We start from the raw sequence: 11,999 nt of genomic DNA, 5'->3' as shown, positions 1-11,999 counted from the left end.
CCGCCAGCGCCGCCCAGCGATCGGATCCCGGGGCGGTGCCGAACACGCCGAGGAGGTCCTCCCAGGCGGCCCGAGCGTCCTCGGCGCGCCGGAAGGGCCCGATGGCGGCGGGGTCGTCCGGGGTTCGCACGACCTTCGGGCGGGTGGCGCGGCCGGTGGGGGGCGTGAGCCACCAGCCGCGGCGAGGGCTCCGCGACCGGGTGTTGAACGGGGGTTGAAGCGAGTCGATGAGCTGTTCCTCGACGGTCCACGCCTCGAGGAGGTGGGCGCACGCGACCGAGTCGATCGAGTCGGCCAGCCCGACCATGGTGCGCATCCGTCCGCGCGTGTCACCGCCGGAGTAGTAGGACCGGGCCCGTCTGCGGACCGCGCCGGACGAGCCGACGTACAGGGCGCCACCGGCGTCGTCCCGGAACACGTAGACACCGGGCCCCTCGGTCAATGACCCGGTCATGGCGGCCCGCCGCCTCACCTCCGGGGAGAGGCGACCGTCGTAGGCCCGTAACTCCGACAGGGTCGAGACCCCGCAGTCGCCGACCCGCGAGATCAGTGCGTGGAGCACGTCGACCGTGGCGCGGGCGTCCTGCAGGGCCCGGTGATTGGGCTCCACGGTGGCCCCCAGGTGCGCGGCGAGGACTCCCAACCGGTGGCCTCGTGTCTCCCCGCGGTGCAGCACCCGCCTCGCGAGAGCCAGGGTGCAGAGCGACGGGGGATCGGGCCACGGGTGCCCGGTCGACGCGGCGGCGGCCCGCAGGAACCCCAGGTCGAACCGCGCGTTGTGGGCGACGAGGACGGCCCCGCGGGAGAATTCGAGAAACGTCGACATCACCTCGCCGAGACTCGGGGCACCGACGAGGTCGTCCGGAGCTATCCCGGTCAGTCTGCTGATGTGGCCGGGCAGGGCACCGTCGATCGAGACGAACGTCGACAGCTCCGCCTGCACCTCGCCGCCTCGGACGCGTACCGCGCCGATCTCGGTGATCTCGTCGCTTCCGGTCCGGGTGCCCGTCGTCTCCAGGTCGACCACGACGAACGTGACGTCGGACAGCAGAGGCTCGAGATCGTCGAAGGCTGCCTGCACCCCGGTCGAGACGGGGGAGGGGGATCGGGGCATGCCGGCGACGGTAGCCCCGCCCTCCGACACCGCCGGCCCCGCCGTGGTTGTCGGACCTTGTCCCTAGGGTGCCCCGCAGTACGACCACCCCGGGCCCGGATCGCGGCTCGATAACGAACGGGCAACACGCCCAGGACGAAGTGTGAGGTAGATCATGTTCACTATGGACTGCGTGCGGTGTCCCGCAGGGCCCGCCGCATGTGACGGGTGCATCATCGCCGTTCTCGACGCCGGAAAACCGCAGGTGGACGAGCTTTCTCCGGAGTCGTGCGGCTATGTTCTGGACCCGGAGGTCCGCGAGGCGATCGACGTCCTGCGCGAGGTCGGAATGGTCTCCACGGTCGAGATTCTGGGGGCTGACGTCGCCGCGTGAGCGATGAACTGGACTTCGACGAGACGGTTTCGTAACCTTTTCGAGACCTCGGAAGTCATCGCCCGCCTGCCGGCGGGGAGCCGGGGTCACACCTAAGCGCCGAAGGGCGCACCGGGGAACCAAGATCCACTGGGGTGAATCGCACGAGGGCCTACAGGTCCGAAGCGTAGGACAGACTTCCGTGTCCGAACCCGTCAGCTAACCCGGTCGGTGCCGCAGGAAGAAAGAGGAACAGTCTTCGTGGGAGCCCACAGCATCAAGACCAGCTCGACCGGCCGCCGTGTCGCCGCCGCCGGCCTGCTCGCAGCCGGAGCCGCTGTCGCCGGTTCCGGAACCGCCGCCGCCGCACCCGTCACCGTCGACGTCCCCGTCGAGCTGCGGCTGCCCGGCGTGCCGAACCAGGTCTCGTTCGACCTACCGGAGGGCATCGAGCTCCCGGCCGGCCTGGCCCAGGCCCAGGCACAGGCGGCGCCCGTCGAGTTCGCCGCCCCCGCGCCGGTGGTCTCGACCGGCCAGCGCATCCTCGACGCCGCCACCACCCGGGTCGGCTCGCCCTACGTCTGGGGCGCTACCGGCCCCAACTCGTTCGACTGCTCCGGTCTGACCTCGTGGGCCTACAAGGAGGCGGGGATCTCCATCCCGCGCACCAGCCAGGCCCAGATCGGCGGCGGCACCCAGGTCTCCAAGGCCGACCTGCAGCCCGGCGACATCGTCGCCTTCTACAGTGGCGCCAGCCACGTCGGGATCTACGCCGGCAACGGCCAGGTCGTCCACGCCCCGTACTCGGGCACCTCGGTGAGCTACGCGCCGGTGGACTCCATGCCGTTCTACGGTGCGACACGCTACTACTGAGTCGGGTCGCTCCCCGAACCTCCGCAGACCCCGTCGGCGTCCGGTCTCGAACCGGTCACCGGCGGGGTCTGTCGTCTGTAACATCCCCTCTCGGGTACCCGATTCCACCGTAGGCGTCGGCTGGGCGCCCGCGCCCTGCGTGACCCGGATCCGAGAGTTCGACGACACCAGATGACCCGCAGCCTCAGCGTGCTCGCGATCGCAGCGACCGTGACCACCTCGTTGACCCTCGGTCCCGCGCCGGCCGGAGCGCAGACCACCACCCCGGACCGGTCGTCGCCAACCGCGACCACGGCGCCTGTCCCGGGTCCGGTTACCCCGCCTGATCAGGTTTCGACTTCTCCCGCTCCGTCGTCGACCGCTCCGTCTTCCCCCGCTCCGTCGCAGACTGCACCGTCCACCACGCCGTCCGCCACAGCGGTGCCCGGCGAGATGAGCGAGGACCTGGCGGAGCTGGCCCGGTTGTCCGAGGAGGCGGGAGCATTGGGGGAGCAGCTCCACCTCGCGCGCGGGGAACTGGACCGCGCCAACGGGGAGCGCGTCCGCCTCGAACGGGCCGCCGGGGTCGCAGCCGGACGGTCCGCCCTCGCGGACGGCACCGCGCGCCGGGACCAGTCCATCGTCGATCACCTCGCGACCATGCGGTACCGGGGCGGGGACACCGGCGCCACACGGGCGGCAGTGCTCGCCGAGAGCCCCCGGGACCTGGTCCACAGGCTCGACACGCTGCGCCGACTGTCCGGGGCCACCACGAGTGCACTGGACGCCTCCAGAGCTGCGTCCCGGGATGCGGTGCAGCTCAGGGAAGAGGCCGCGCGTTCCGCGGCCGAGGCCCGGGACGCGGCCCGCGTCGCGCAGGAGCGAACCGACGCGCTCGCCCGCCGAACCGAGGAGATGCGGGTACGGATGGATGAGGTCCGTCGCCGGGTCGACGCACTGTCGGACGCACAACGCGATCTCTGGATCGGCGGACCGGTGGTGCCGGAGGGGTACGTTGCCCCGCCGGTGGACGACGTCAATTCCGCGGCGCTCCGAGTCGCACTCTCCCGGCTGGGCGCGCCCTACTCGTGGGGCGCGACGGGCCCGTCCGAGTTCGACTGCTCCGGTCTCATGGTGTGGTCGTACGCGCAGGAGGGCAAGGCGCTGCCCCGAGCGAGCCAGGCGCAGGCGGTCGCGGGCGCCCCGGTGGCGATGAACGACATCCGGCCCGGTGACCTTGTCATCTACTTCCCCGGCGCCACCCACGTCGGGATGTACGCCGGCGACGGTCTGGTCCTGCACGCCCCGACCTACGGTGTGCCGGTCCGCCTCGAGCAGGTCGACGCGATGCCGATTCACGGGATCCGCCGCTACTGACCCCGGCCGACCCGGCCAAGCACGGCCGCCCCGCGCAGACACCGGCCGTCCCCGATCGCGCTCCGCCCCTTCCCGACGAGGACGACGCACCGGGCGGGGCCGAGGCGGGCCGGGTTGTGTGGCAGGCTCGGAGCCGATGACCAAGACGCTGTTGATCACCAACGACTACCCGCCGCGCCCGGGCGGGATCCAGTCGTACCTGGAGACGTATCTGAGCCACCTGGACCCGACGGACGTCGCGGTGCTCGCCTCGACGTTCCGGGGTGGCGAATCGGCGGAGTACGACGCCGCCAAGCCCTATCTGGTGGAGAGGGTGCCCACCGAGGTGTTGCTCCCCACGCCTGACCTCGCGGCACGCGCACGGAGGCTCGCCTCGGACTTCGGCGCGACGACGATCTGGTTCGGGGCCGCCGCCCCCCTCGCCGCCATGGCGCCGGTGCTACGGCAGGGTCCCGTGGACCGCATCATCGCCAGCACACACGGGCACGAGGTCGGCTGGTCGATGCTGCCGGGTTCGCGCCAGATCCTGCGACTGATCGGGGAGTCCACCGACGCGGTCACCTATGTGAGCGACTACACGCGGAGGCGGTTCGCGGCGGCGTTCGGTCCCCGCGCCCGCCTCGTGCACCAGCCGGGTGGCGTCGATACGGAGAGGTTCCGGCCGGATCCCGCACGGCGAAGGGCGATCCGCGACCGTTACGGACTCGCGGACCGCGACGTGATCGTGTGTCTGTCCCGCCTCGTGCCGCGGAAGGGCCAGGACATGCTCATCCGGGCGATGCCGGAGATCGCCCGGCGGGTGCCCGGGGCGGTCCTCGTCGTCGTCGGCGGTGGGCCCTATCGGCGCACGCTGGAAGGACTGGCACGCCGCCTCGGGGTGGCCGACCGGGTCGTCTTCACCGGCCGCGTCCCCGCGGACGAGATCGTCGACCACCACCGACTCGCGGACGTCTTCGCGATGCCGTGCAGGACCCGAGGGGGAGGGCTGGACGTCGAGGGGCTGGGAATCGTCTACCTGGAGGCGTCCGCGTGCGGGGTGCCGGTCGTGGCGGGCCGGAGCGGCGGTGCCCCGGAGACGGTGCGCGACGGCCGGACCGGTCTCGTGGTCGACGGGACGTCACAGGGCGAGGTCGCCGACGCCGTCGCCGGCCTGCTCGAGGACCGGCCCAGGGCGTCGGCCATGGGGGTCCGCGGCCGCACCTGGGTGCTGGAGAACTGGCGCTGGGAGGACCTGGCCCGGGACATGGAACGCGTGCTCTCGGGGGAGTGACCCGCGAGAGCACGCGTTCCGACGCGCGGTCCGATCAGGCGTAGAGCGACTCGATCTGCTGGGCGTACTTCTGGTGCACGACGTTGCGCTTGACCTTCAGGGACGCGGTGAGCTCACCGGTCTCCTCGGTGAACTGGTCCGGGAGGACGTGGTACTTCTTGATCGACTCGGAGTGCGACACGCTCCGGTTCGCCCGCACCAGCGCCTGGTCCAGGTGCTCGATCAGATCGGCGTCCTTGAGCAACTCGTACAACGAGCCGGACTTGTCGTGGTGGGTCTTCCACCGTTCGACGGCCTCCGGGTCGAGGGTCAGCAGGGCCGAGACGAACGGCTTGCCGTCGCCCACGCACACCGCCTCCGCCACGAGCGGGTCCGCACGCAGCGCGTCCTCGAGCTGGTTGGGCGCCACGTTCTTCCCGCCGGCCGTCACGATGATCTCCTTCTTGCGGCCGGTGATCGACAGGTACCCGTCCTCGTCCAGCGAACCCAGGTCACCGGTGCGGAACCAGCCGTCGCTGAAGGACTCGGCGGTCGCCTCCTCGTTCTGCCAGTAGCCGGAGGCGACGACGGGTCCGCTGACCTCGACTTCACCGTCCTGCGCGATCCGGACCGCGCAGCCGGGCAGCGGCTGGCCGACGCTGCCGATCCGCATCCGCCCCGGGGTGTTGACCGTGATCGCCGCACAGGTCTCCGTCAGGCCGTAGCCCTCGAAGATGTTGACCCCGATGCCGTCGAAAAAGTGGGTCAGACGGTCACCCAGGGCGGCGCCGCCGGAGATGGCGACCTCGCAACGCCCACCGAGCGCGTTGACGAGCTTGGCGTAGACCAACTTCGAGAAGATCGCGTGGCGCAGCCCGAGGAACGGACCCACCCGGCCGTCACCCCGGTTGGCCTTCGAGTACGCGACCGCGGTGTCGGCGGCCTTGTCGAACATCCACGCCTTGACCGCGCCGCCGTCCTGCGCGGTCGCCTGGGCCTTGTTGAAGACCTTCTGGAACACGCGGGGGACGGCCAGGATGTAGTGCGGCTGCATCTCGCCGAACGTCTCGACCAGGTTGGTCAGGTCGGCGGAATGCGCGATGGTCACCCCGGCGTGGAATCCGGCGTAGGTGATGGCGCGGGCCAACACGTGGGCCAGGGGCAGGAACATCACCGAGGTGGCGTCGTCCCGCAGGATCCCGCTGAACGGCGTCTCGAGCACGGCGAGCGTCTCGGACATGAAGTTGCGGTGGCTGAGCATGACGCCCTTGGGGCGGCCCGTGGTCCCCGAGGTGTAGATCAGCGTCGCGGGGGAGTCGGCGCGGACCGAGGCCCGGCGCTCGTCGAGCACCGAGACGTCGACCGAGGCCCCCTCGGAGGCGAGGGTCTCCAGGACCGGGGTCGCACCGTCGATCACCAGGACGTCGGCGACCTCCAGGCCCTGCACGCCCTCCTGGGCGGTGGAGGCGTGGGTGTCGTTCTCGACGATGATCAACCGGGCCGCGGAGTCCTCCATGATCCAGTGGATCTGGTCGGCGCTGGAGCTGTCGTACACGGGAACGGTGACCGCGCCGACGGCCCAGATCGCGAAGTCGATGAGATTCCACTCGTACCGGGTGGAGCTGAGGAGGGCGACCCGATCGCCCGCCCGGACACCGAGCGCCACCAGTCCGCGGGCGATCGTCCGGACCTCCTCGGCGAACTCGCGGTTGGTGACGTCCGTCCACCGACCGTCGACGGGCTTCTGGAACGCCACGTTCTCCGGGGTGTTCTCCGCGCGGTCGTATGCCGACTGAACGCAGGACCAGTCGTCAGGGACGGTGAAGTTGGCGGGTACCGCGACGTATTCGCGCAAAGGGTCCTCCCGGTGGAGACGTTCAGAGTATGTCGGTGACCACACACACTATCGCCGGGACCACACGGTGGTCACGTCGCCTGCCTTCCGGGCGCCGCGGGTGGGGCGCATCGCGGAGCGGGATATGTGAAGCTTGTGGGTATGAGCGAGCACGACGGCGCCCCCGAGGTGTGGCCGACCAGAGACTCCACGGTGGTCGACGCACCGGTGGAGGACGTCATGGCGGTCATCTCCGACTTCGCCGCGTACCCGGAGTGGTCCGCGTCGATCAGCGCGGCCGAAGTGCTCTCCAGCGGTCAGGACGGCCGTCCGGACCGGGTGCGGTTCGAGCTCGAGGCGGGCGCGATCGTCGACGAGTACGTCCTCGTCTACTCCTGGTCGGCGGACGACCGCGGTCTGGAGTGGCGGCTCGAGAGCTCGGCGTTGCAGAGGGCCCAACGGGGCTACTACCGGCTCGAACCGGTGGAGGGCGGCACGCGTGTGGACTACGAACTCGAGATCGAGCTCACGGTCCCGGTGATCGGGAGCCTGCGCAGCCGCGCCGAGCGCCGGATCCTGGGCGACGCACTGAAGGAACTCAAACGCCGGGCGGAGTCGCGGTGAGCAGAACTCGTGTCGTCGTCGTCCTCGGGGGAGATCCCGAGGACCGCGCGGGCGTCACCGCCGACCTGCTCGCGGACCCCGGCTGCACGGCGTTGATCCTGACCGGCCATCCCGATGCCGTCGACCCCCGTCTCGACGTCTCGGAGGACGGGCCCGTCGAGGTCCGGGTCGACGACCCGACGGCGAGGCTCGAGACCTACCGGTCCGGCGCCGCCGATCCGGACGACGACGTACTCGCGGCGCTCGCCGCCGGAGGGGACGCCCCACTGGCCGCGGTGCTCGGGTGGGAGTACGCGCGACGGGCCGCGTCGTCCGAGTACTGGGACGTCGTCGTGGTCGAGCTCGACGGGGACCTGACCGCGGTGCGCCGGCTCGCGGCGGCCGGGGAACTGGCCGCGTTCGTGGAATCACGTTGGCCCGCCAATGTGCGCTTCGCCTCCATGGCGGCGGGCGGACGCGCCGACGTGCGGGTGCGGGAAGCGCACAGACTCGCGCTGCTCGCCGGTGACGTGGCCGGCTTCCTCGCCGGGAGGATCGAGACCATCGTGGTGGGGTCCCCGGCCGGCTCCACGGCTGCCATGGCGACTCTGGCCCGCGGCGCCGTCACCCCGGTGGTGGCGCCCGACGGCGAGGGCGGATACCGGGTCGAGTACCCGGCCCCGACCCGCCCGTCCGCGCCGGTCTCGGTCGAGGGGGACCGGCTCCGCCTGGAGTTCGACGGGTTCCGGGCGGTGGTGGCGCTGCCGCCGCTGCTGCGCCGGTGTGTGCTCACGCAGTCCGTCTTCGAGCGCGACGCGGGTCGACTGGTGATCAGCTTCCTGCCCGACCCGGATCTGTGGCCCCCGAACCTCGTACCGTCCGGATCCGCGGACCGCGCCGGGTAGTATCCGCATTCGTCGACAGCCATCACAAGAGGACCGGTGACCCGTTGCTGTACTACCTGTTCAAATACGTGCTCATCGGCCCGTTCCTACGTCTGACGAGTCGTCGGGTCGTCACGGGACGCGAGCACTTCCCCGAGCGCGGTGGCGCCCTGCTGGTCGGCAACCACCAGTCCGTCGCGGACTGGTTGTTCACCGCTCTGCTCATGCCCCGCCGGGTCACCTTCCTGGCCAAGAGCGACTACTTCACCGGAACCGGTGTCCGCGGCATACTCAGCCGGTGGTTCTTCGCCGGCTCGGGCCAGCACCCGATCGACCGCACCAACGCCGACGCCGCGCAGGCCGCCCTCGACGCCGGGCTCGAGGTCCTCTCATCGGGGGAGATCCTGTGCATCTACCCGGAGGGGACGCGCTCGCCGGACGGTCGTCTGTACCGCGGGAAGACCGGGCCCGCCCGCCTCGCACTCCGCGCCGGGGTGCCCATCATCCCGGTGGGCGTGACCGGGACCCCCGAGTACGTACGCCGGATCTCCCGGTTCCGCCCCGGGCGGCGCACCGAGATCCGGGTCATGCTCGGCGAGCCGCTCGATCTGTCCCCGTGGGCCGGGCGCGAGGGGGACCGGGACGCTGAGCGCGAGATCACCGACGAGCTCATGCGGCGGATCCAGGCGCTGACCAATCAGGAGTACGTCCACGACACGTATGGCGCCGAGATGAAGAAGCGCTACGAGGCGGTGCGCAAGGCCGGGCGGAACCTGCTCGACCACCCCGTCGAGGGACAGCGCTGATCGCCGGTGCGCTACTTCTACGACTGCGAGTTCATCGAGGACGGCACGACGATCGAGTTGGTCTCCGTGGGGATCGTCGCCGAGGACGGCCGGGAGTTCTACGCCGTGTCCACCGACTTCGACGCCTCGGCGGCCGGGCCGTGGGTGCGGCGCAACGTCCTTCCGAAGCTGCCCAACCCGTCGTCGTCCGCGTGGATGTCCCGGAGCCGCATCCGGGACGAGCTCTACGAGTTCGTCACCGCGCCGCCCACCGGCGGGGTCGAGATGTGGGCGTGGATCGGGGCGTACGACCACGTGGCCGTCTGCCAGCTGTGGGGCGACATGACAGCCCTTCCCGCCGCCATGCCCCGGTTCACGCGCGACGTCCGCCAGCTCTGGGAGACCGCCGGCAAGCCCGACCTGCCCGCACACCCGGGAGGGGAACACGACGCCCTCGCCGACGCCCGCCACGCCGCGATGCGCTTCCGCGCCATCGCGGCGAAGTCGCCCCACCTGGGTCTCTGAGGCCCGCTCCGCCGGTGGTGGCGTATCGTCGCCGGGGTGAGCAACTGGACAGTCGACGTCGACATCGCGCAACTCCCCGACCTCCCGCCGCTCTCCGCGGACCTGGATCGGCAGCTGGCGGACGCCCTCTCGCGGCCCGCCCTTCAGCAGCCGTCGTGGGATCCCGGTCACGCCGCGGCGATGCGCAAAGTGTTGGAGAGCGTGCCGCCGATCTGCGTCGCCTCCGAGGTCGAGCACCTCTCCGATCGCCTCGCCGACGTGGCGCACGGGCGTGCGTTCCTGCTCCAGGGCGGTGACTGCGCCGAGACGTTCGAGGCGAACACCGAGCCGCACATCAAGGGCGTGATCCGCACCCTGCTGCAGATGTCGGTCGTGCTGACCTACGGTGCGTCGATGCCCGTGGTCAAGGTCGGCCGGATCGCCGGCCAGTACGCCAAGCCCCGCTCGGCGGACCGCGACGGAACCGGGTTGCTGTCCTACCGCGGCGACATGGTCAACGCGCTCGAGCCGGACGAGGCGGCCCGTGAGCACGACGCCTCCCGGCTCGTCCGTGCCTACGCCAACGCGGCCGCGGCGATGAACCTGGTCCGTTCCCTCACGGCGTCGGGCACCGCGGACCTGCATCGCGTCCACGAATGGAACATGGAGTTCGTCGCGGGCTCGCCCGCTGGTGCCCGCTACGAGGCCCTCGCCGCCGAGGTGGATCGTGGCCTGCGCTTCATGGACGCGTGCGGGGTCTCGGACCAGAACCTGCGCTCGGCCGACATCTTCTCCTCCCACGAGGCGCTCGTCCTGGACTACGAGCGGGCCATGTTGCGCCTGGCCGACGACGGCACGGGCCTGACCGGCGACGCCGAGCAGGGGTTGTACGACCTGTCGGCGCACTTCCTGTGGATCGGGGAGCGGACCCGCGGCATCGACGACGCCCACGTGGCGTTCGCCTCGCTCATCCAGAACCCGATCGGCCTGAAGATCGGTCCCACCACCACGCCCGAGTTGGCGGTCGAGTACGTGGAGAAGCTCGACCCCCACAACCGGCCGGGTCGACTGACGCTCGTCTCCCGGATGGGCAACGACAAGGTCCGCGACGCGCTGCCGCCGATCGTCCAGGCCGTCGAGGCGACCGGCCACAAGGTCATCTGGCAGTGCGACCCCATGCACGGCAACACGCACTCGACGTCCAACGGGTACAAGACCCGCCATTTCGACCGGATCATCGACGAGGTACAGGGCTTCTTCGAGGTCCACCACGCTCTCGGTTCCCACCCGGGTGGCATCCACATCGAGCTCACCGGTGAGGACGTCACCGAGTGCCTCGGCGGAGCCCAGGACATCTCGGACATCGATCTGGCCGGTCGCTACGAGACCGCCTGCGACCCGCGCCTCAACACCCAGCAGTCGCTCGAGCTCGCCTACCTCGTGGCGGAGATGCTGCGCAGCTGACGCCGTAGGGGCCGGCCTCGCGCCCCGGAGGCACGGCCGGCCGCGCCGGAGACGCGGCCGGTCCTAGCCGAGCGCGTCGATCTCGACCTCGCTGCCCCTGGCCACCACCCGGCCGGGCAGCGGGGTCTGGCCGTAGACGATCCCCCTCGACGTTCCCGAGTCGATGGTGGCCTCGAGCCCGGCGTCCTGCAGCGTCCGGCGCGCGTCGGAGGCCCGCGAACCCAGCACCACCGGGACGGTCACCGCGTCCGACGGGACGACCCGCAGCACCGCGTTCGTCGGGTCGAGCCGGGTCCCGGCGGGCGGATCGGTGCGCACCACGCGGCCGTCGGAGATCTGACGATCGGTCACGGGCGATTCGCGGACGATCGTGAACCCCTCGTCCTCGAGGATCCCGGTCGCCTCGTCGAGGGGCACATCCCGGAGGTCCGGCACGGTCAGTGCATTGGAGACGAGCAGGACGACCCCGTCCCCGCGGGACACGTCGGTTCCGCTGTCCGGGTCGGTGCCCACGGCCGCGCCGCCGTCCACCTCGTCGTCGTAGACCCGTCTGACCTGTGACACGGTGAGGCCCGCGCCCTCCAGGGCCGCCCGCGCCTGGTCCTCCTCCAGGCCCACGACCTCGGGGACGGCGACGGGTGCGGGGCCGGAACTGGTCACCATGGCCACCCGGGTGCCCACGTCGACGGTCGTGCCCGCGCCCGGCTGGAGGGAGACCACCTGGCCGACGGGTACCGAGTCCGAGTACTCGTTCCCGCCCCGGACCGGTTCCAGTGAGTTCTCCCGCAGCGCTGCGGACACGGCGTCCACCGACCTGTCGGCGCCGACCTCGGGCACCACGGGGCGACCGACGGACACCAACACATCGACGGTGTCGCCGCGCGGCACCCGCTCGCCCGCCGCGGGGTCGGTGCCCACCAGCGCGGACGGGGGGACGTCGTTGCTGAAGGCGTCGCGGGTCGCGGCGGCCAACCCGACGGC

General features: G+C 71.3%; 12 protein-coding genes and 1 riboswitch. Of the genes, 9 read left to right on the top strand and 3 right to left on the bottom strand.

Annotation, left to right across the window (positions count from 1 at the left end):
• A partial coding sequence (locus G6024_RS05155; RefSeq protein WP_194307265.1) for an exonuclease domain-containing protein occupies positions 1-1,114 on the bottom strand: 1,114 nt, incomplete at its 3' end.
• A 154-nt stretch (positions 1,115-1,268) separates the two neighbouring features.
• Between G6024_RS05155 and G6024_RS05150 the strand changes: the two genes are divergently transcribed.
• From G6024_RS05150 to G6024_RS05135, 4 genes are all read left to right on the top strand, one after another.
• The gene (locus tag G6024_RS05150) at positions 1,269-1,487 is read left to right on the top strand and encodes a hypothetical protein (RefSeq protein ID WP_096905661.1); all 219 of its coding nucleotides are present in this window, start codon (positions 1,269-1,271) and stop codon (positions 1,485-1,487) included.
• Between the two features lie 79 nt (positions 1,488-1,566).
• Positions 1,567-1,715: riboswitch (cyclic di-AMP (ydaO/yuaA leader) on the top strand.
• A 12-nt stretch (positions 1,716-1,727) separates the two neighbouring features.
• Positions 1,728-2,339, top strand: coding sequence for a C40 family peptidase (locus G6024_RS05145; RefSeq protein WP_119192985.1), 612 nt, complete (start codon positions 1,728-1,730; stop codon positions 2,337-2,339).
• 432 nt (positions 2,340-2,771) lie between these two features.
• Complete coding sequence (locus tag G6024_RS05140; protein WP_235027762.1) at positions 2,772-3,695, top strand: NlpC/P60 family protein; 924 nt, start codon at positions 2,772-2,774, stop codon at positions 3,693-3,695.
• Positions 3,696-3,831: 136 nt separating this feature from the next.
• Positions 3,832-4,965: a glycosyltransferase family 4 protein gene (locus G6024_RS05135; protein WP_067713719.1), complete on the top strand. Its 1,134-nt coding sequence runs from the start codon at positions 3,832-3,834 to the stop codon at positions 4,963-4,965.
• A 34-nt stretch (positions 4,966-4,999) separates the two neighbouring features.
• On the opposite strand, the gene G6024_RS05130 is transcribed toward G6024_RS05135, so the two are convergent.
• The gene (locus G6024_RS05130) at positions 5,000-6,799 is read right to left on the bottom strand and encodes an AMP-dependent synthetase/ligase (protein WP_119192984.1); all 1,800 of its coding nucleotides are present in this window, start codon (positions 6,797-6,799) and stop codon (positions 5,000-5,002) included.
• Between the two features lie 141 nt (positions 6,800-6,940).
• Between G6024_RS05130 and G6024_RS05125 the strand changes: the two genes are divergently transcribed.
• The 5 genes from G6024_RS05125 to G6024_RS05105 are packed head-to-tail and all read left to right on the top strand — an operon-like array spanning position 6,941 to position 11,018.
• The gene (locus G6024_RS05125; RefSeq protein ID WP_159148219.1) at positions 6,941-7,402 is read left to right on the top strand and encodes an SRPBCC family protein; all 462 of its coding nucleotides are present in this window, start codon (positions 6,941-6,943) and stop codon (positions 7,400-7,402) included.
• Positions 7,399-8,286 (top strand): hypothetical protein, encoded by an 888-nt coding sequence (locus G6024_RS05120; RefSeq protein ID WP_096905656.1) that lies wholly within the window; start codon positions 7,399-7,401, stop codon positions 8,284-8,286. Before G6024_RS05125 ends, G6024_RS05120 begins: the two co-directional genes overlap by 4 nt.
• Before the next feature lie 44 nt (positions 8,287-8,330).
• Positions 8,331-9,071 (top strand): lysophospholipid acyltransferase family protein, encoded by a 741-nt coding sequence (locus G6024_RS05115; protein WP_096907274.1) that lies wholly within the window; start codon positions 8,331-8,333, stop codon positions 9,069-9,071.
• A gap of 6 nt (positions 9,072-9,077) precedes the next feature.
• Positions 9,078-9,575, top strand: a complete 498-nt coding sequence (locus tag G6024_RS05110; protein ID WP_067713732.1) for a polyadenylate-specific 3'-exoribonuclease AS — start codon at positions 9,078-9,080, stop codon at positions 9,573-9,575.
• A gap of 36 nt (positions 9,576-9,611) precedes the next feature.
• Positions 9,612-11,018, top strand: coding sequence for a class II 3-deoxy-7-phosphoheptulonate synthase (locus tag G6024_RS05105; protein ID WP_067713735.1), 1,407 nt, complete (start codon positions 9,612-9,614; stop codon positions 11,016-11,018).
• Positions 11,019-11,081: 63 nt separating this feature from the next.
• Here G6024_RS05105 and G6024_RS05100 read toward each other — a convergent pair.
• Positions 11,082-11,999 (bottom strand): PASTA domain-containing protein (locus G6024_RS05100; protein WP_159148218.1); only part of this gene is annotated, 918 nt, incomplete at its 5' end.

The sequence above is a fragment of the Dietzia maris genome (assembly GCF_014144855.1).
Taxonomy (GTDB): domain Bacteria; phylum Actinomycetota; class Actinomycetes; order Mycobacteriales; family Mycobacteriaceae; genus Dietzia; species Dietzia kunjamensis.
Note: the sequence above shows the minus strand (reverse complement) of the source record. Positions and strands in the feature narration are given on the sequence as shown.

Bases quoted from the DNA above. Each gene is read 5' to 3' on its own strand.
- G6024_RS05125 (WP_159148219.1), top strand. From the start codon at position 6,941: ATGAGCGAGCACGACGGCGCCCCCGAGGTGTGGCCGACCAGAGACTCC.
- G6024_RS05140 (WP_235027762.1), top strand. From the start codon at position 2,772: ATGAGCGAGGACCTGGCGGAGCTGGCCCGGTTGTCCGAGGAGGCGGGA.
- G6024_RS05150 (WP_096905661.1), top strand. From the start codon at position 1,269: ATGTTCACTATGGACTGCGTGCGGTGTCCCGCAGGGCCCGCCGCATGT.
- G6024_RS05135 (WP_067713719.1), top strand. From the start codon at position 3,832: ATGACCAAGACGCTGTTGATCACCAACGACTACCCGCCGCGCCCGGGC.